Genomic DNA, 19706 nt, shown 5'->3' on the forward strand with positions numbered 1-19706 from the left:
GATGCCTGTATAGCGCATCGATCACAAATGACTGTCTCCCCAGATAGATTATATGCAACACTGTAATCTTGAAAAATATTACTATGATAATTTAGCCTAGTTAGGCATTGCTGTTTGACGTAAGTAAATCTACCTTCGACAAATTTGAGGCGGTTCAAATATGAATTCATTTAGCACAGTTGAGAAGTTACTAGCTAAGCAGAGTTATCCTACGATAGAGAAAAAACCTGAACATAGGCTTGAAGCAGAGGTTATTCTTTTAGAGTATGGTGTCAAAAAAGACAGTGGATTTTTTAAATTATATACAAAATATTTTTTAAGCGCTTTAGATCATCGTTATGGCGCAAGCGAAATAGTTGATCCTCTACCGACAAGAAGTTTCATTCCTAGAGTAAAATTCGCACATGAAGTTTGGGGAGTTCCTAAGAACTATATTCTATTCAGTACAGGCGAAGGTGAAGGAGGCTATTTGTATAACATAGAAGATGATAGTGTATGGGATTTTAATATGGGTCAGCTACAGCCACTAGCCGACGGTACATTACCGCATTGGGATAGCTTTTACGAGTTTATGATTTGGTATTTGAGCGATGAAGAAGATGCTTGATGATTTTTATCATAAAGCCTAACTAATTAAGTTGGATCTAATTTTTCCAACTCCTTTATTCATAGCAAGATGAAGGCAAATGGAATGAAATCTTCCCTAGCTTTGAACAATCTTAGATTGTTCAACAAGTACACTGCGAAGTACACTACAGTTATCACAAGAATTCAAACTCTTAATACCACTAGCCTACAGCCAAATATTCAAGTCCTCACTAGGGTACCGAACCATTGAAAGCACCTGATTGGTTCGCTATATATTTCTTAAAATGAATCCTTCTAGTATTATCGCTTCTACTAGCACGATTAATGACTCCTCTTTCAGAGAAGATTAACATGAGTAATATGCAACGATTGAAATCAACATTGTTAAATAAAAGTAACGGTAAATGGTATCAGAAGGGTAAATGGTATCAGCGCGATAAGCTATACACAGGCATTATCTTCTTTGATAAACCAGACCATCAACTTGAAGCTTATGAAGTTAAAAACGGAGAGATTAGTAAACCGTATGTCTCACCATGTCAGATAGGGTTACCTTCACCTATTCAAATAGACTCTTCAGGGTTTTGTAATGAAGATGAAGACGAGTATGGTTGTGGAACAATACCGCAATTTTATCAAGGCAAATTATATCAAGGTATGTCATATACCTTCAATGAAGGTATATGCGATAGAGAGATCTATACCATTGAAAATGGCGAAACAGAAAATCAAATTATGTGGAGAACAAAACTCCATGAGCCATCCATGTTTGAACTTCGATACGAATATGATCAATCAGGCTTCTACTATAGAAACAGTAGAGATGATATAAATTTTGGTTATAGCAAAACTTGTAAAAAAACCAATCGGCTTGAAGACATAGATATCACATACATCCCAAAATTAAATCGTATAAAACGTTTTACAGCTATAGATGATATTATTCACTCAAAAAACTACCTCGATTGCCCCATCCCTGTGCCAGGGATATATGAACTGATAGAAAATTATCAACATTTTACATTTGATACATTCATACGTTTGAGGATAAGCGAAGATATTGTAGAAGATTTGTTCGATAAATGGGCAAAGAACAATAGCTTTATACACGTGGAGTTTATGTACATCACTGGATTAAACGGACTCTATAATTTAGAAATATTTAATGATAAAGAGGTTTTTAATAGTTTAAAGGAGCTACGTCTCGAAGAAAGTGAGGTGCTACCCCAAAAAATTGAGCAGCTGAAAAAATGTAGTAATAACTTTAAATTAGTTATCTATAAATAGATCTATGAGGGCTAAATTGATATTTTTAATATTAGATGTGCATTATCAAACAGACGTGGTACAAAAGCTGGACAGCGCTAAAGTAGCTGGCATACGTTTTCAAGGTATAGAGACTAATGAGATATTAAGTGAGCATACTGTCAACGTGAACAATGTTGCGCCTTATGAGTCAGGACAATTTTATAAACGAGAATTGCCCTGCTTACTGGCTTTAATTAACCAGATTGATGAACCCTTTGATGCAATTATCATAGACGGCTATGTATTTTTAGACGGTGTTACCAAAGCAGGATTGGGTAAGTATTTATACGATAATCTCGCTAATAAAAAGCCTATCATCGGTATTGCTAAAAACCATTTTTACGACATTACTGAAGACTATGCCGTTTGGCGAGGAATAAGTAAGAACCCAATATATGTAACTAGTATTGGTATAGAAATCACGAAGGCTAAAGAGATGGTAAGTAGGATGGGTGATGACCATCGAATGCCCAAGATGGTTACTTACGTAGATAAACTAGGCCGTGTCATCAATTAGGATATCTATACCTATTGAAATAATTTGCGCTACAGCCAAATCCTCAATAGATAGCAGCCCTTATTCCCATAACGGGGCTTATGGTAAATAGTTTTAGATCGATAAAAGTAGGATTCAGAAGTATTTGGGCTATAAATCGCTAAGACATATGAAGTTTTTTTATTACCGTCAAGCTGTGTAACTAAAAGCTCCTCAGTTAGTATCTACAGATTTGATAGCAGGGGGCAGCGTGGGGTATGCTGTTAAATCTCTAGAACCAAACTTGGGAAGTTTTAATCAAGCGGCGTTGCAATAAAACTCATGATGAACCTGTCTAGGTGACTTCATCCCCAAACCCTTGTGAGTTCTAGTTTGATTGTATTCAGGCTCAATATACAACTTGTAAAACTTTACTAAAGCTTATCAGGTTATTATTTTAATAAGTAATTTTAGAAAAACTTATTTAATTTAATTGATGTAGAATTAAACAAGTGTACTCACCTAAACTATAATTTCCGTTTTCTGTGCTGACCCTTATTAAAAAAGGAGTTCTTATGAAAAAGCTTGCCGCTTGTCTTGGTTTTGCCTTGGCTTGTATCTCTACCTCTCATGCCCAAACCATCGCTGGTTACAGCTTTGAAAAATACCCTGCTAAAATCTATAACGGTAAACAAGCGCCCTTAAAATTAGGTGACTGGAGCTCTTTTCGTACTCGTCTGAAAGCAGCTCATAAAGAGGGTGACATTAACTTCGCGGGTAACTATATCGTAACAACTTGGGGCTGTGGTACAAGCTGTGTGTCAGGGGCTATGATTGATAAACGTACTGGCAAAGTATACGATATTCCACTGGGTGAAACTGAGGATAGTATCACCCCTTATGAAAGTGGCGCAGAATGCTTCGCAGACGGAGCAGAACTCGATGATGACGAACGTTTGGCTTTCTATTCCAATAGCCGCTTATTTATCAGCCGCAATTGTGAAGGCGAGAAAGTCAACGAAACCACCGGTAAACAACTTATCACCTATTATGTCAATATTTGGGATGAAAAGTCCAAGACATTCAAACTAAAAAAGGTTCAGCAATCTAAACTCGTTACAGTGGACTACAGTGAATTTTAAACCAAGTTTTTTCTGTATTTACCTTTTAAAGCCAAGTTTTTAGCCTAAACTTAGCTCATACTACTCCCTATCTTTTTTAGATGCCTTAGTTTGGGCTATCTTGACGAAAGAAATCAACCACCTCAACATTGTAGTAGCACACTAAATTTGGACTGCATTTAAGAGAAGATATATTGCATACGAAAAAGCCAGACAACCTAAGTTGTCTGGCTTTAATATTTTGAACGACTTATCTATGATTATGTTCCCGCCACACAGCATGCTCACATACCTCACAGCACCAACTGTCTTTTGAGCGCATATAAGGAATGTCTGCTGGTATCTGTAAAGGGCACACATAACCACAGTATTCGCATCGCACATCATCTAAATAAGCAAAACACTCACCGATTGTCTCAAACAGTACTCGAGTGCTTATTCTATACTTCTCACAGATGGTTTCTACATGCACGATATAATCACTTGCGTTATCATATGACCAGTAATCCTCACAGATTCTTAAATCGCGTGCGTTCTGCGTCATATTCGGCTGAAGCTTTACACTCATCACATTCTCCTTAGTAGCCGACATAGTGAGAGTGCGGTAGTAGCTCATAAAGCTCGCTCTGAAGCTGACAACGCATATCCTCAATCACATAGTCAAAACTCACATCCAAGCGCTTCTGTACCCATACACGCATCGCCATATCGTTATCAAAGCAGCATTTCACTCCTAAGAAACGTGCGAGTTGATGACCAGATGAAATATACAACTCACGCATCAATGCATTAGCAATAAGGTTTGCATCTGTACTGATTGCACCATCAGGTTTAAACTCACCAAACAGCTCCTCATAATTGATAATTGTCATATTGACGCCTCCTTGTCAGTTTGTGCATTAGAGCTATTCGATGCGCTTGTCAGTTTCTCCTTACTCGCTAGTAGCAAATTATCCATCGCTGAGCCATCTTGACGGGTGATATCAGGTACGTAGCGGCTATACACCCGAAACAGCATCTCCGTACTACTGTGACCCATCTGGCGAGCTATCCATTCAGGATTCTCACCAGCAGCCAGCCAAAGCGTCGCTGCCGTATGCCGAGTCTGATAAGCCCGCCGATGTTTCAAACCGAGGAGGGCAAGGGTGGGTTTCCATACCCTTCTATTAACATTACGGTATTCCATCGGATTGCCTTGTGAGTTGCAAAACACAAACTCTGACTTACCAAAGGTGCGCGTCTTCTGCTCTAGCAAGGCATCATAGACCAACTGTGACATCGCAATATCACGTTGTGAACCTAACGTCTTAGTCGGGCCCATCTCACCATTTACTAATGCACCACGGATACTGATCTCACGCCGATCAAAGTTAATACAGTCCCACTTCAGTCCATCAATCTCACTGGTACGCATTCCTGTAAAAAAGCGAATGGTGTAGTAGGGCCTATAATCAGCTCGGACATGCTTTAAAATCAGCCATACTTCACTCAGTGTGAACGGGTTTACATCTGGACGAGCTTGCTTGAGATTCTTAATATTTTTATAAGGCATCTCAAACTCATGGCGATCTGACGCTTCTTCTAGTATCATACGAAGAAGTATCATGATCTGGTTGATCCGTGCTACTGACAGACTTGACTGACCATCTTTACCGTAACGAACTTTGGCGAGGGAGCTACGGAAGGTCAGCAAGTCTGGTTTTTTTATCGCATGTACCGCTTTACCACCAAACTCAGGTAGCAAGTACTTGTTCAAAATAATCTGCGTCTTTTGCCGATAACTCGGCCGCCATTCAATCTTCTTCTCCTCATACCAAATATCGACAAACTGCCTAAAGGTTGGATTGCGACTGATACAAGCTTCGGCTCTATCAGCCAGTGCTGTCATCTCTTTTAAACGCGTACTCTTTGGAAAGTAAGCGCCATAGTCAAAAATGCCTAGGGTTATTTCTGCTTCCATTTTTTTCAAAACAGTCGCTAATTTTTTTCTGTTAGCTGGGTTATCTTCCAAACTAGTCTTTTCTCGACAACGTATACCTAGATAGTAGAAGTCGGCGATTAGTTTGCCAAACCGTCCTTGTATAGTAGCCATAGTAATTCTCCTTTTATTACTGAAGTGCCATACCGTTGATGGCGCTCATAACCGGCTTACACATATCTTCTTCAATACGCTCCCAGACATATAAAATCTTGCGACCGCCGAAAGGGCGGATGTAATGAATGTTCTCAATCAAAACAGTGTCTTTCATTTGATTGCGGATAGTACGTGGGTCGTACTTGATACGTTCGGCTAGCTCATCAGTTGTTAAATAAGTATTGCTCATGATATTTACCTCTTTTCAGTTATTAAGTCATCGCATTAAGTGATAGAATAAAAATTATTTTATTAACCTGTAAAAATGCATCTTGAAGGAATCAGTTAATATTTACCCGCTTAGAGGTAATTAATAACCGATTTGTGTACTATATTATCTTTTTACCTCAATGTAAAGCATTTTTACCCGAAAAGAGGTATTAATTATGATTGTGTCTAAACTTCCTGTGATTCTGGCAGAGAAAAAACTGCGCGTAGCAGATGTTGTAAGAGCAACAGGCATGAGCAAATCAACGCTTCATAAACTATATAATGAAGAGTCCTCAAGAATTGATTTCAATACTATTGACCAGTTATGTGAGTTTTTAGATGTGCAGGTGGGTGACTTATTTATTTACAAGCCAAATGTTAAAGATGATGATGAAGAATCTTGAAAACTATCAAACAGAAAATATATATGCAGAGAAATAAGTGGCAAAGCCATATATACAAGGCACTTCAAAGCATAGAATTAAGGTTGGGGTTATTTTTTATATTTACTTTTCCATGATTTGGTCACGTTTTGGTCACGCTATGAGCTCAATTTATAAAAGCAGTGGAAAAGCAAAAACGATGCTAATAAAATATTTCTTAGCATCGTTTTTTATAAAGGTAAGAATAATAAGTTGGGGTCGATTACAAAATCAGTGTTTATAGCGTGGACACGAAATGGTCACGTTTTGGTCACGGTGCTGATTTTTGAGCTTTTAATATGTTAGTTAAACTTAGCAATTAGACTGAGTCACTCATACTGAAAAACACTACAACCCCCGAAAATTGGATAAAAAAAAGCCTCACTGTTAAGTGAGGCTTTTTAAGTATTTGGAGCGGGAAAAGAGATTCGAACTCTCGACCCCAACCTTGGCAAGGTTATGCTCTACCACTGAGCTATTCCCGCTAATTATCAATTAACTATCGTCAGTTGATGAAGGCGTATTATACGCAGTTTTTCGAAGGTGTCAATACCTATCACGAAAAAAAGTAAAAGTTAGCACATTAGCTATGTCATCCGCCCCTCATCGTATGTTATAACAGATAGTTATATTCTACATTCCAAAAGATTTGCATTAAATAAATAAGCTGGGATGCGGTTTATAGTGAGCAACCATCATATACACCATTATCAATACTTATAATGATAAGTCATAAGGATAAAAAATGAGTCAACAATATACAATCGCTGATTACTTATTTGATCGTATCGCTGAAGCGGGTGCGACAGAAATATTTGGCGTGCCCGGTGATTTTAATTTAACGTTTTTGGATAACGTGATTGCTTCTGATAAATTGCGTTGGGTTGGTAACACCAATGAGCTAAATGCTGGTTATGCTGCTGATGGCTACGCACGCGAGCGTGGCTTTGCCGCTATGGTGACCACCTTTGGCGTGGGCGAGCTGTCGGCGATTAATGCCACTGCAGGCTCTTTTGCCGAGTATGCACCGGTACTGCATGTGGTCGGTGCACCAAGCACGGCGTTACAAGATTCAAAACGCCGGATTCACCATACTTTAGGTGATGGCGTATTTAATCATTTTATTAAAATGGTTGAACCCGTCACCGTCGCTCGCGCGCATATCACGCCCGATAACGCGGCCTCTGAGATTGATCGCGTCATTCGCTTGATTCTTAAAAAGCATCGCCCCGGCTATTTATTATTATCACCAGATGTGGCGAAAACACCGATTTATCCACCAACAACCAAGCTTGATGACAGCCAAGAAGATATTACTAGCCAAGCAGCATTGGCCGATTTTAAACAAGCGCTAATAGAATTTTTACCTAATAAAACCACCACTTTGATGGCAGATTTGATGGTACATCGTTTGGGGTTACAAAATCAGCTAAAAGCCTTAATCGCTGATACCGACATTCCTTATACCACGCTGTCATGGGGTAAAACCCTTCTTGATGAAAACAGTGAGCGTTGGGCGGGTACTTATGCAGGCGTGGCATCACGTCCTGTGGTTAAAGACGCGGTAGAAAATTGCGAATGCTTAATTAAAATCGGCGTGCAATATACCGATACTACCACTGCAGGTTTTAGCCAAGATATTGATGAAAAAGTCGTGGTCGATTTGCATTATGAGCGTGCGTCTATCAGCGGTCGAAACTTTGCGCCGATTGCACTAAAAGATGCTCTGCAAACCCTGCATGAAGTCATGACCTCGGGTATTGAGATTGTGCCCAAGCAATTCTGCAAAGAGATGAAGCCGCATGAGCAAAATGGCAAGGATGATGAGCCGATTCGCCAAGATGACTTATGGCATATCATCGCTGACTCTCTCGATGATAAAAACCTCGTGTTCTCTGACCAAGGTACGGCGTACTTTGGTATCAGTGATGTGCGTCTGCCAGAAGGCGTGACCTCTTATGGGCAACCGATGTGGGGCTCAATCGGCTATACCTTGCCAGCGAGTTTGGGTGGTGCTATTGCTTCACCGCATAAGCGTAGTATCTTATTGATTGGTGATGGCTCTGCTTTATTAACAGTGCAAGAAATCGCGGTAATGATTCAAGAGCGCATCAATCCGGTGATTGTACTGATTAATAATGACGGCTATACCGTTGAGCGGGCGATTCATGGTGAAAACCAGCGCTACAATGACATTCCTAAGTGCGACTGGCAGATGATGCCAAAAGCCTTTGGGGCGACGGAAGAAAATAGCTTAATTATGAAAGTGGAAACCGCTGGCGAATTAAAAGCGGCGTTGAAAAAAGCCGCTGCCACCAAAGATAAGTTGGTGATGTTAGAGGTGATTGCAGATAAGCATGACATTCCACCATTATTGGCTGATATCAGCGCCGCCCTTAAACCAAAATAGCCTAAGTAATATGAAGGGTTTTAAATTAAAATAGATTAATACTTTTTAATCACTTTATTTATTAAAACCATACATTAAAAAAGCTTATAAACAAACCCCTATTTGGCGTCATGCTAAATAGGGGTTTTTTATGTTGTAGCATGGCAATTTTTATAACATTAATAATTCGTGTGGCTAAGGTTTTATGGCGCTAATGATTTATTATCGACCATTTTGCTTGGGATGTTCATTATCATGCTAAATTATGCGATTAACACGTGATAGGAGATGGGCCATCATGATTTGGCTAAAAATGCTTATTGGCGCTTTGATGGTATTACTGATTCAACTTTTTGCGCAGACGCGCTTCTTTTATTTGGCAGCCTTGGCACCGCTGTTTCCCACATTTACCTTAATTAGCCATTTTATTGTCGGCACTGAGCGTAGTCCTGCTGACTTAAAGGTGGCATTGATTTTTAGTATGTTGGGTGTCATTCCGCATCTTATTTATACCTTGGTGGTGTTTTTTAGCATCAGTTATGTCAGCTTATATAAGGCGCTTTTATTGGGCGTGGTCGCTTGGACAGTGGCAGCGGCTATCTTAGTGATTGCATGGCAATACATTCAAGCTTAATGGTGGTTAAAAAACGGCAATATTTTCTACCATTCAAACAATAGAGTAAAAGTGGCTTTTTATAAACTGATGTTTTAGAAGCTGATAAAGCAAATGAAACGATTAATAAATGACTAATAAAGGATTTTAAGACGATTGCTATGAATATAGGTTCTCTAGCTTTGGTCAACGATGTTATTCTTAAGGACGGTTTTATTATTTTGTCTGCAATATCAAACACGATGCTATCCGCCGCAAAATAAGGTCAATATCAATATAAAGGTTAGTACTTAGATCAATACTATCGCAATCATTCCACTCGTTATCACTGATAAAATAGGGCTTAAAAAAAGATGGATACCTTAAATATCCTGTATCTCGTAGGAGCAGTTTTAATTTTTGCCAGTATCATGGCAAGCACGTTATCGGCGCGTTTGGGCGTTCCTCTTTTGCTATTGTTTTTAGTCGTTGGGATGCTGGCGGGTGAAGAAGGCCTGTTAGGTATTGAGTTTTCTCAATACGGTCTTGCGAACTTTGTCGGGCAAGCGGCATTGGCTTGTATTTTATTAGATGGTGGACTGCGCACCTCTTTTAAATCTTTCCGAGTCGGGCTAAAACCAGCCATCACGCTTGCCACGTGGGGCGTACTTGCGACGGTCATGATACTGGGTGTGTTTGTCACGTGGCTGCTCGATGTCGATTGGCGCTTTGGATTATTGATGGCGGCTATTGTCGGTTCAACCGATGCGGCAGCGGTATTTTCATTGCTGCGTAATGGCGGGGTTAAGCTTAACGACCGCGTCCAAGCGACGTTGGAGCTAGAATCCGGTGCCAATGACCCGTTAGCTATTTTATTAGTGACAGGGTTGATTGCTTTAAATGTTGACCCTGCCGGACAGACAGTATTTGGCTTTTTAGGCTTGCTGTTACAACAGCTTAGCTTTGGCCTCGGTATGGGTTTGCTGTTTGGCTATTTATTGTCAAGGTTATTGCCCAAGGTCCATCTGGCAGAAGGCATGTATGCCATCTTAATACTATCGGCTGGCTTGGCGGTGTTTGCAGCAACCAATTTAATCGGCGGCAGCGGGTTTTTAGCCGTTTATCTCACTGGGGTGCTGATAGGCAACCATAAAGTACGTTCAACCGAGCATGTCATGCGCGTGATGGATAGCTTTGCTTGGTTATCACAAGCGGTCTTGTTTGTGGTGCTGGGTCTACTGGTCACGCCATCAAACGTGCTCAATGTTTGGTATTACTCGGTCGCCATTGCCGCCTTTATGATTTTGATTGCTCGTCCTATTGCCGTTTATAGCAGCGTCAAACCTTTTAAATTTAAAGACAGAGAAATCGGCTTTATTTCTTGGGTTGGCTTGCGCGGTGCAGTGCCTATTACCCTTGCGATTTTACCGGTGATGGCGGGTATTGATGGCGCCTTTATGCTGTTTGATATTGCTTTTGGCGTGGTGGTTTTATCTTTGATTTTGCAAGGTACGACCATTCCCTTTATGGCGGATTTATTTAAAGTACGTATTCCCAATAATAAAGACCCTGAAGAAAAGCATGAGGTTTGGGTATCGGACAAAGCGAGTATTACGTTATATCAGTTCCAAGTAAAGTCAGGGGCGTTTGCGATTGGTCGCCATCCGATGGGCATCTCTAACCGCGTTAATCCTGATGAGATTAGTGTGTTTGCCTTGGTACGCGGGCAGCAGATTGTCATTGTCGATGAAAATACCAAGCTCAAATTCGGTGATAGCGTCTGGTATGCCATGCGCGGCAATCATGCCAGTCAAATAGCTAAGATTTTTAATGATACAACCTTAGACCGTAAAGCCATCGATGACTTTTATGGTGATTGGCTACTATCACCGAGCGTCAAACTGGGCGATTTGCCATTTTTTACTGGTGTCATGACCTCTGAGTCTTTGGTCGATAAGCTAAAATCTAAACCACAAGATAACGAAAAAAGCATGTGGGAGCAAACGGTTGCTGAATATGTCAAAGACAGCTTGGATATGGCGCCGGTATCGGGTGACACCGTGGCGATTAATGATGAATGGTCACTGGTTATCAAAGAAGTCGATGATAAAGGTAAACTTAGAACCATAGGCTTAAAACGCGAAGAGCTACCCAAGGCGGGGTAGCTGTTTGCCGTTGTTATTTATCGTTATTGTATATACAAAGCTCGTGATTCTATAAAAACCCAGTCATTTGCTGTAGAAAATCAGCGACGTGCTTATGCAGATTTTCTCGATAGGCCCAATGATGCTTGACCTCATAACTTGCCTCATTGGGCAACAGTATTTTCATCATCCCCATCTCTTCATAACGCTTTGCCAAGTCATTGGGCAAGTAGCCGACATGATGACCCGCCAAAATCAACTGCGCGGTCGCCTCCATATGGTAAGTGGTGGCGCTTAACGTTTTTGGGCGGACATGATTGATACTCAAATCAGTAATATAGCCTCGTTTTATCCATGGATAGTTTTGTTCCAAATCCTCAAAGGTTAAACCGTCTGCCTCATAAAATAGCCGATGCTCGCGTCCGCAGCAGACGACTTGCTTTTCGATAAATGCGGGCTGAAAGGTCAATAGGGGTGGGAAGCTGCCAAAATAGCCCACGCCAATATCACTTTCATTACTTAAAAGCTTATCGAGCATACTCTCAGGGCTTTGCACATCGATAGAAAAGTGTATCAATGGATTATTACGATAGCTCGCTGCCAAGCACTGACGTAACGCATCATAAAAAACCGTTGGCATTTGATCGATAAGACACAGTCGAATATGACCGCCGCGTACCGAATCTAATTGCCGAATATAATGCAATTGATGCTGAAAGCTTGCCACCGCTTCGGTAAAACTTAAGCAAGCCTCGTAAACTGCTGCACCGTCTTCAGTGAGCTTAAAACCCGCGCGCCCACGATGACAAAGCGTCATACCCAAACGATCCTCTAAATGGGTTAAATGACCGCTGATGACAGACGGCGTGACATTTAAGCGTGACTGCGCGGCGGTCACACCTTGACACTCTACGATGGCCATAAAGCTACGTAAGGTTTTGACATCAATTTTTATTAATTCATCTAGCATCGAAAGTCATGTCCCCGTATCTATTGTCTTAACCGATTTTTTTATAAAACTTCTATAAATAACGAATAAATCAAAGTTACTACGAAAAATCAGAAGTTTACTTCTAAATTTTACCATGGTCTCGCCTCTGATATTTAGGTATTGTCAGAGCTATAGAAAAAGTAATATAGACAAAAAGTAATATAGACAAATTGTCTGTTTTGACCAATCGATACAAGGATGTAAGTGATGAAATTCAATCAACCATTAAGCGGCAACGACATGCCAAGATTTGGCGGCTTCGCTTCTATGATGCGCCTGCCAACCCAAGCCGATGCTGAAGGGCTAGATGTAGCATTCGTTGGGGTGCCTTTAGATATTGGCGCATCAAACCGTAGCGGTGCAAGATTGGGACCACGCCAGATTCGCGATGAATCACGCATGATTCGCCCTTATAACGTCGCCACTCGCGCCGCTCCCTTTGAGTCTTTGCAAGTCGCTGACATTGGCGACGTGCCTATCAATACTTTTAACCTGCTAAAAAGCGTCGATATTATTGAGAAATTCTATACCGATAAAATCGTCAGTCATGGCGCTATTCCTTTAACCTTAGGCGGCGACCATACGATTGCACTGCCTATTTTGCGTGCGCTTGCCAAAAAACATGGCCCTGTTGGTATGGTGCATATCGATGCGCATGCCGATATCAATGATGAGATGTTTGGCGAAAAAATTGCCCATGGTACGCCATTCCGCCGTGCTGTCGAAGAAAACCTCATTGATGGCAATCGCGTAGTTCAGATTGGTCTGCGTGGTACGGGTTATAGTGCTGAAGAGTTTGATTGGTCAACCGAGCAAGGCTTTCGCGTAGTGCCTGCTGAAGAATGTTGGTATAAATCACTGACACCATTAATGGCAGAAGTGCGCGAAAAATTAGGCGCTGGCCCGGTATATTTAAGTTTCGATATTGATGGGATTGATCCTGCGTTTGCACCGGGTACGGGAACCGCTGAAATTGGTGGCTTGACGTCAACGCAAGGTATCGAAATCATTCGCGGTATGCGTGGCCTTGATGTGGTTGGTGGCGATTTAGTAGAAGTGTCACCGCCGTATGACCCGTTTGGTAATACCTCTGTATTAGCTGCGAACTTATTGTTTGAGATGCTATGTATCCTACCGGGCGTGCGCTATGACGATAAGGTCAAAGCCATTTATTGAAAATAATTTATAAACCCAAACTGTCCTTTATAAGGAATTAAGGGTCAGTTTGGGTTTAGCTTGGATTTGATACTGAACGACTTATTTAATTGCTATTGAATTTTTTAGGATGATTAACTCATGACGCATTCTCTACAAACGCCTTCTTCATTGCCAAATTCCGCGCCAACTGCCTCATCTCTAACTTGTGGGGAGCTACTCGTACAGTGGCTAGAATATTACGGGGTGGAGACGGTATTTGGTATTCCGGGCGTACATACGGTCGAGCTATATCGTGGCCTGCCCAATACCGATATCCGCCACGTAACGCCGCGTCATGAGCAAGGCGCAGGCTTTATGGCGGATGGTTATTACCGCGCTTCTGGTAAAGTCGGAGTGTGCTTTATTATCACCGGTCCCGGCATGACCAACATCATGACGGCGATGGCGCAAGCATTGGCAGATTCTATCCCGATGCTGGTGATATCTAGTGTCAATAAAGTGCAGCATACCGGCAGCGGTGAAGGGCACTTGCATGAATTGCACGATCAGCAAGGTATGGTCAGTAAGGTTGCGCTCATGAGTAAAACGATTTGGCAGTCTGAGTCGCTACCAAAAGTCATCGCTGAAGCTTTTGCGTTATTTAATGGCGCGCGTCCGGGACCGGTGCATATCCAGCTGCCCATTGATGTGATTACCGCCGATGCCAGTCATGTCGCCAAGCCGCCTAAGCTAAATAAGCTAGATGCTTCTCTAAACAGCCAATCTACTAATAATATTTTGGCGCAACTACAAGCAAATAAACCGCTACCTCATCCTGCGCAATTAGATTTGATTGTTGAGCAGCTTACAAGCGCAAAAAATCCAGTATTGCTATATGGCGGTGGCTGCGTTGATGTTAATCATGACGCACAAAAATTGGCAGAACTTATCGATGCGCCGACATTTTTGACCATCAATGCCAAAGGTTTACTGCCGCCTGCTCATCCGCTGAGTTTGGGTAGCAATCAGTCATTGGCTGTTGGTCGCGCTGTCATTAGCGAGGCCGACTTAGTATTGGCGATAGGTACTGAGCTTGGTGAGACTGATTATGACGTCTTTTTTAATGGTGGGTTCCAAATCAATGGCACGCTGATTCGTATCGACTGCGATGCTCAGCAATTACAGCGTCCGTTTAGAGCAGATATTGCGCTATTGTCAGATGCGCAAATGGCTATCAGCGGTTTATGTACGCGCTTAGAGAATCAACCGCTGAATCATCAAGCAGCACCGCTAGTAGCAAAGGTAAAGCAAGCGTTGATAGAAGAAATGACGCCAGATTTTGCTGGTCAAAACGCACTGCTACAGCTGATTCGAGATGAAGTAAAAGACGTCATTTTCGTTGGCGATTCAACCCAACCTGTTTATAGTGGCAACCTTGGTTTTGAGGCTTTAGCCACGCGTCGATGGTTTAACTCATCGACTGGTTTTGGCACTTTGGGTTATGGTTTGCCTGCCGCGATTGGTGCCATGATTGGCTCAAAAGCGCCAGTTATTAGCCTGATTGGCGATGGCGGCATTCAGTTTACCATCGCAGAACTCATCTGCGCCGCCGAGCTTGAGCTACCATTGATTGTGCTGTTATGGAACAACCAAGGTTATGGTGAGATTCGCCGCTATATGGAAGAGGGTGGCCTGCCACTGATTGGGGTCAATATTAAAACCCCGAACTTTGAGCCATTAGCCGCAGGATTTGGTGCCGGTTATCGTCGAATCACAGATAAGCAGCAGCTGCTCGAGGCATTGCAAAAGGACATCAAAGGCAAACAACCGATTATTTATGAGGTTGATGAAGCGGACGAATTTCTTCTTGAAATGGGCAAGACCTTTGCCTGTTTTAGCTGATGTACTCAAGCATCATTTACATGAAAAATAACTAATAAAACGGCATTCAACTATTTGCTCAATTCGCTAAAACTAGGGATAGGTCAGACAGCGAAAGGAAGAAATTTGGCGATCGCCGCCTATCAAGGAGGATTAAATGACGAATTATATCGATAAGTCGCAGCAGCCGATTTTGGGAAATGACCCTGTCGATCTAGAAACGCCGCAAGGGGCGCAGTGGCAAGCATCCATGTGGAAGTTTTTGCTATTTTCAGCACTAGGTATGGCGTTATTTATCATACCTTTTCAGTGGGATGGCAAAATCACCATTTTACTGGGCGTATTAACCGATACTCTGCAAGCAGTGCTGGGAGGTTATGTTGTTTACGCAGTATTGGCAATTGTGACGACCTCCTTTATTGGAGCGCTGGCAGTTAAGGTATTAAGACCCAATTTGCATGAAGGCTCTATGTGGGCAAAGCTTTTTGATGTGGACTGGTTTTGGCTTGGCGCGCGCTTTTTAGGCGCTTTGTTTGCATGGATGATTTACCTACAAGTTGGCCCTGAGTTTATTATTAACCGTAATACCGGCGGCGTGATTTTTGAAGACCTGATTCCTATTTTGATTCCTTTGTTCTTTTTTGCCATTTTATCTTTACCGTTTCTGACGGATTTTGGTTTGATGGAATTCTTGGGTACTTTATCCAGCAAAGTCTTTGTTAAATTGTTTAAGTTACCTGGGCGCTCTGCGGTCGATGCGATGTCTTCTTGGTTTGGTGCCGCTTCCATTGGCTTGCTGGTCACCATGCAAGAATACAATAAAAGCTACTATAGTCTGCGTGAGGCGGCGATTATTGCCACCACCTTTTCGGTAACGTCCATCGCCTTTACCTATGTTGTTGCCAAAACCATCGGCGTCGATAATAACTTTGTTTTCTTTTATCTAACCATTGCGTTAACGGGCTTTATTGCCGCTATTATTATGCCGCGTATACCGCCGCTATCGCTAAAACCTGATACTTATCACTCGGGCAAAAGCATGCTGGATGAAGGTATTCCTGCTGAGTACTCTACCTACCAATGGGCGGTCAATCGTGCGGTTACGCGCGCGCATTCTATGCCAAGTTTGGGTAATGTATTCAAACATAGCTTAAAGAATTTGTTTGATATCTACCTTGGCCTCATTCCTGTGATTTTCGCTATCGGTACCATTGGTCTTGGCTTAGCCGAGTATACACCTGTATTTAATTGGTTGTCGGCACCGCTCGTACCAGTGCTTGAATTGCTACAAATTCCAGAGGCAGCAGAGGCGGCTCCAGCGATGATTATGGGCTTTGCTGATATGTATCTACCTGCGTTGGTCGGTAAAAGTATCGAGAGTGAAATGACGCGCTTTATCGTTGGTGCTGCTTCTATTACCCAGATTATCTATATGTCTGAGGTGGGCGCGCTGATTTTGAAATCAAACATCAAACTTAACGTGTTAGAGCTGTTTTTGATTTTTATCTTACGTACGCTGATTAGCTTAGTAATCATTACGTCAGTGGCGCATCTACTGTACTAAAACCTGCTGCTATATGACGCTAACGGCTATTGATTCTGATATACAACGATACTACACCCTCAGTCGGTTTTGCCTTGATAAGGTAAAATCGACTGTTTAATTGGCAATCTGAATAATAAATGAGCTTATCAAAAAGCACCATTTAATGAAAATGACATTACTAACAAAGAGATTAAAAGGTCAGTGAAAATTATGGAAATGAATGATTCTACGTCTTTCACAAGAGATATCGCCATACAAACGATGCAAAATGAAGTTAGGTTAAATGCCGCCTATATCGATGGGGACTGGGTCACTATTGAAGCATCTGATTCAGTAGATGAGCATGCTTTATATGACCCAAGCTCAGGCGAGGTCATTGCAATAACTCGTTTGTGTAATAGCGCACAGGTAGAAAGCGCAGTTAATGCTGCGGCTCGTGCTTATCCGTCTTGGTCGCAAACCAGCGTCAATGAGCGCGCGCGTTATTTACAGGCGATTGCAGATACGATGGAGCAGCAGTTTGACAAGCTGGTTGGGCTGTCTGTATTGAATAACGGAAAGCCGATTGCAGAGGCGAAAATAGACGTTAGTGATGCCATTGCCTGTTATCGCTATTATGCCAATCTTATCAATGCGCAGACGACTTGGTCTGAGGTAACCACCAACGAGACAGGTATACGCTTATTAAAAACCTATGCACCCGTTGGTATTTGCGCCCTTATCGTGCCTTGGAACTTCCCGATGGTGACTACTGCTTGGAAATTAGCACCAGCATTGGCGGCAGGTTGCACCGTACTGTTAAAACCGTCAGAGGTGACACTACTACCGGAGTTGATGCTAGGCAATATATTGTCCGCTATTGAGCTGCCAAAAGGGGTGGTCAATATCCTACCGGGCGCAGCTGAAGTAGGCGCAGCGATGACCAGTCATCCGTTGATTGACAAAGTTTCCTTTACTGGCAGTAATATCGTCGGTGAAAAAGTAATGCGCCAAGCAGCAAAAGGTATCAAGGATATCAGTCTAGAGCTGGGTGGTAAGTCCGCCATCGTGGTGTGCGCAGATGCTGATATTGATTATGCCTGTGATTTAATCATGGGCGGTATATTTACCAATGCTGGTCAAATATGTTCTGCAACCTCAAGGCTGCTGGTTCATCAAGACATTGCCCAGTTGTTATTTGAAACACTGAAAACAAAAACAGAAGGTTTGAAAATTGGCGATGGTTTTGCTGCTGACACGCAAATGGGTCCATTGGTCAGTGTGCAGCAACTTGCGCAAGTCAAAAAATATATCGATATCGCTACTGCTGAAAATATTAATTGCCTAACAGGTGGCGAGATACTAGACCGCCAAGGATATTTTGCAACGCCGACTATTTATACAGATGTGCCAGTGAGCAGTCAGTTATGGACAGAAGAAGTATTTGGACCGGTGTTGGTCAGTACCACCTTTGCAGATGATGCACAGGCGATTGAACTTGCCAATGATAGTAAATATGCCTTGGCAGCGACTATTGTCAGCGCCAATGAGACTGCAGCGTTAGAGATGGCGCTACAAATTCAAGCTGGTCATATTTGGGTTAATGAGCAGCAAGTTGTAGTACCTGAAGCTGGCTGGGGCGGGTTTAAGCAAAGTGGCATCGGTCGCGAATTGGGTGCTGATGGCTTGTCTGCTTATCAGAAGAATAAGCACGTTTTGCTACCGTCGTAATTGCTGATTTTAGCGTTTAATAATGAGAATCACTATGACGTTTATCGCTAGATTTTTCTGCGCATAGAGTGTTTTTCTACTTCGCTAACCAAAATCCCCTGTATAGATATTCTATACAGGGGATTTTGGTTAATGCTTAGCCATTAGCAATATGATGAATAACTACTACCTACCACATTAAATCATCTGGAATCACGTAAGCGGCATAGGGGTCATCTTCTGCCAGCTCAACCTCTGATTTGTCATTGGATACCACCATAAAGCCTTCTAGCTTGGCGTTGATGCGGTCAGCCAAGGGGCGCGGGAGCAGGGCGTAATCGTCTTCTAAGCGCGCAATCACCACATGACCTGCTACTATCTGATCATAGAGCTTTTGGGTGATATAAATCTTTTTAATTTTAGCGTCGTCAACAAACTGATAGGTGATATCGCCTTGTGTCTCTGTAATTTGGTGTTGCTTAATCATCTGAATAACGTTGGCTCTTAACATTTTTTCTTCTAAAAGTTGCTGTTTTTCCTGATTGAGCTTTTGGTCTTTTTCTATTTTTTTGGCTTGGGCTTCTGCCAAGGCTTTTTTGGCTTCAAGGTTTGATGCGTCACCTGTGCGCTTGGCATGCTGTGACTGTTTGCTGATTTTTTTGGCTTTTTTGCTATCCACCAATCCAGCTTTTAAGAGTTGTTCTTGTAGGGCGTTTTTGGCCATGTCTGTATTACCTAAGTGAAATTGCCTAAATCTGAAATTACTTAAATCATAGTATTTAAAAAGTCATGGTAACAAATTTTGCCCAGACATGTCATTACATTGAGCGGGCTATTAATTATTTGACGTAGAACTTTGATGAGTAATGGTATAAATTTAGCGAGAGTTAGAATCAGTGTTTAGAATTAGATTTATTAAACCAATTTTTGGTCAATAAAAAAGGTTACCAGTTTCTTGAAAACCTCATATATTCAATAAGTATGGTGAATCTAAGATGAATTTAAGCTATAAATTCATCTTAGATAGTTCGATGGTTATATGGTAAAAATATACTTAACCCCAGTTCGGGATAAGGGCT

At 41.9% G+C, this 19706-nt stretch carries 17 protein-coding genes and 1 tRNA gene; 12 read left to right on the forward strand and 6 right to left on the reverse strand.

Translation table 11 applies throughout. The annotated features are described in order from the left end of the window. Positions 1–160: 160 nt before the first annotated feature. The 4 genes from B3Q63_RS05570 to B3Q63_RS05585 all read left to right on the forward strand — a co-directional run bounded on the left by B3Q63_RS05570 (position 161) and on the right by B3Q63_RS05585 (position 3513). A complete protein-coding gene (locus B3Q63_RS05570) occupies positions 161–607 on the forward strand; it encodes a hypothetical protein (RefSeq protein WP_296174709.1) in 447 nt (148 codons plus the stop codon). A 332-nt stretch (positions 608–939) separates the two neighbouring features. Further along, entirely contained in the window at positions 940–1875 is a 936-nt protein-coding gene (locus tag B3Q63_RS05575; RefSeq protein WP_296174712.1) for a hypothetical protein, read from the forward strand. 4 nt (positions 1876–1879) lie between these two features. Beyond that, positions 1880–2413, forward strand: a complete 534-nt coding sequence (locus tag B3Q63_RS05580; RefSeq protein ID WP_281491283.1) for an endonuclease V — start codon at positions 1880–1882, stop codon at positions 2411–2413. A 533-nt stretch (positions 2414–2946) separates the two neighbouring features. After that, positions 2947–3513, forward strand: a complete 567-nt coding sequence (locus B3Q63_RS05585; protein ID WP_238049297.1) for a hypothetical protein — start codon at positions 2947–2949, stop codon at positions 3511–3513. A 557-nt stretch (positions 3514–4070) separates the two neighbouring features. Here the strand turns inward: B3Q63_RS05585 and B3Q63_RS05590 are convergent. The 3 genes from B3Q63_RS05590 to B3Q63_RS05600 are packed head-to-tail and all read right to left on the reverse strand — an operon-like array spanning position 4071 to position 5816. Further along, positions 4071–4364, reverse strand: a complete 294-nt coding sequence (locus B3Q63_RS05590; RefSeq protein ID WP_045454372.1) for a hypothetical protein — start codon at positions 4362–4364, stop codon at positions 4071–4073. Then, a complete protein-coding gene (locus B3Q63_RS05595) occupies positions 4361–5584 on the reverse strand; it encodes a site-specific integrase (protein WP_296174721.1) in 1224 nt (407 codons plus the stop codon). The genes B3Q63_RS05590 and B3Q63_RS05595 overlap by 4 nt, the downstream gene beginning before the upstream one ends. Positions 5585–5600: 16 nt before the next feature. Beyond that, positions 5601–5816, reverse strand: a complete 216-nt coding sequence (locus tag B3Q63_RS05600) for a hypothetical protein (RefSeq protein ID WP_045454368.1) — start codon at positions 5814–5816, stop codon at positions 5601–5603. Between the two features lie 196 nt (positions 5817–6012). Here B3Q63_RS05600 and B3Q63_RS05605 point away from each other — a divergent pair, with 196 nt between their 5' ends. Next, positions 6013–6240, forward strand: a complete 228-nt coding sequence (locus B3Q63_RS05605) for a helix-turn-helix domain-containing protein (RefSeq protein WP_045454365.1) — start codon at positions 6013–6015, stop codon at positions 6238–6240. Between the two features lie 428 nt (positions 6241–6668). Here the strand turns inward: B3Q63_RS05605 and B3Q63_RS05610 are convergent. After that, a tRNA-Gly gene (locus tag B3Q63_RS05610) sits at positions 6669–6743 on the reverse strand. A 260-nt stretch (positions 6744–7003) separates the two neighbouring features. On the opposite strand from B3Q63_RS05610, the gene B3Q63_RS05615 reads away from it, so the two are divergent. From B3Q63_RS05615 to B3Q63_RS05625, 3 genes are all read left to right on the forward strand, one after another. Continuing rightward, positions 7004–8668: an alpha-keto acid decarboxylase family protein gene (locus B3Q63_RS05615; RefSeq protein ID WP_271134669.1), complete on the forward strand. Its 1665-nt coding sequence runs from the start codon at positions 7004–7006 to the stop codon at positions 8666–8668. A gap of 277 nt (positions 8669–8945) precedes the next feature. After that, positions 8946–9281 (forward strand): GlpM family protein, encoded by a 336-nt coding sequence (locus B3Q63_RS05620; RefSeq protein WP_201565299.1) that lies wholly within the window; start codon positions 8946–8948, stop codon positions 9279–9281. A gap of 332 nt (positions 9282–9613) precedes the next feature. Further along, on the forward strand, positions 9614–11404 hold the full coding sequence (locus B3Q63_RS05625; protein WP_296174726.1) for a potassium/proton antiporter: 1791 nt from the start codon (positions 9614–9616) through the stop codon (positions 11402–11404). A gap of 49 nt (positions 11405–11453) precedes the next feature. On the opposite strand, the gene B3Q63_RS05630 is transcribed toward B3Q63_RS05625, so the two are convergent. After that, positions 11454–12353 carry a LysR family transcriptional regulator gene (locus B3Q63_RS05630; protein ID WP_296174729.1) on the reverse strand — a complete coding sequence of 300 codons (900 nt, stop codon included), beginning with the start codon at positions 12351–12353 and terminating at the stop codon, positions 11454–11456. 228 nt (positions 12354–12581) lie between these two features. On the opposite strand from B3Q63_RS05630, the gene speB reads away from it, so the two are divergent. From speB to B3Q63_RS05650, 4 genes are all read left to right on the forward strand, one after another. Then, positions 12582–13550, forward strand: a complete 969-nt coding sequence (speB, locus tag B3Q63_RS05635) for an agmatinase (protein ID WP_011513879.1) — start codon at positions 12582–12584, stop codon at positions 13548–13550. Between the two features lie 120 nt (positions 13551–13670). Beyond that, the gene (locus B3Q63_RS05640) at positions 13671–15413 is read left to right on the forward strand and encodes a 5-guanidino-2-oxopentanoate decarboxylase (RefSeq protein ID WP_296174734.1); all 1743 of its coding nucleotides are present in this window, start codon (positions 13671–13673) and stop codon (positions 15411–15413) included. Between the two features lie 136 nt (positions 15414–15549). Continuing rightward, entirely contained in the window at positions 15550–16956 is a 1407-nt protein-coding gene (locus tag B3Q63_RS05645) for a YjiH family protein (RefSeq protein WP_296174737.1), read from the forward strand. 192 nt (positions 16957–17148) lie between these two features. Beyond that, on the forward strand, positions 17149–18648 hold the full coding sequence (locus tag B3Q63_RS05650) for an aldehyde dehydrogenase family protein (protein ID WP_296174738.1): 1500 nt from the start codon (positions 17149–17151) through the stop codon (positions 18646–18648). Positions 18649–18817: 169 nt separating this feature from the next. Here the strand turns inward: B3Q63_RS05650 and B3Q63_RS05655 are convergent, their stop codons facing one another. Then, the gene (locus B3Q63_RS05655; RefSeq protein ID WP_296174742.1) at positions 18818–19351 is read right to left on the reverse strand and encodes a DUF2058 domain-containing protein; all 534 of its coding nucleotides are present in this window, start codon (positions 19349–19351) and stop codon (positions 18818–18820) included. Positions 19352–19706 lie beyond the last annotated feature (355 nt).

This window comes from Psychrobacter sp. UBA2769, from assembly GCF_002352555.1.
In the GTDB taxonomy this organism is placed as follows: Bacteria; Pseudomonadota; Gammaproteobacteria; order Pseudomonadales; family Moraxellaceae; genus Psychrobacter; species Psychrobacter maritimus.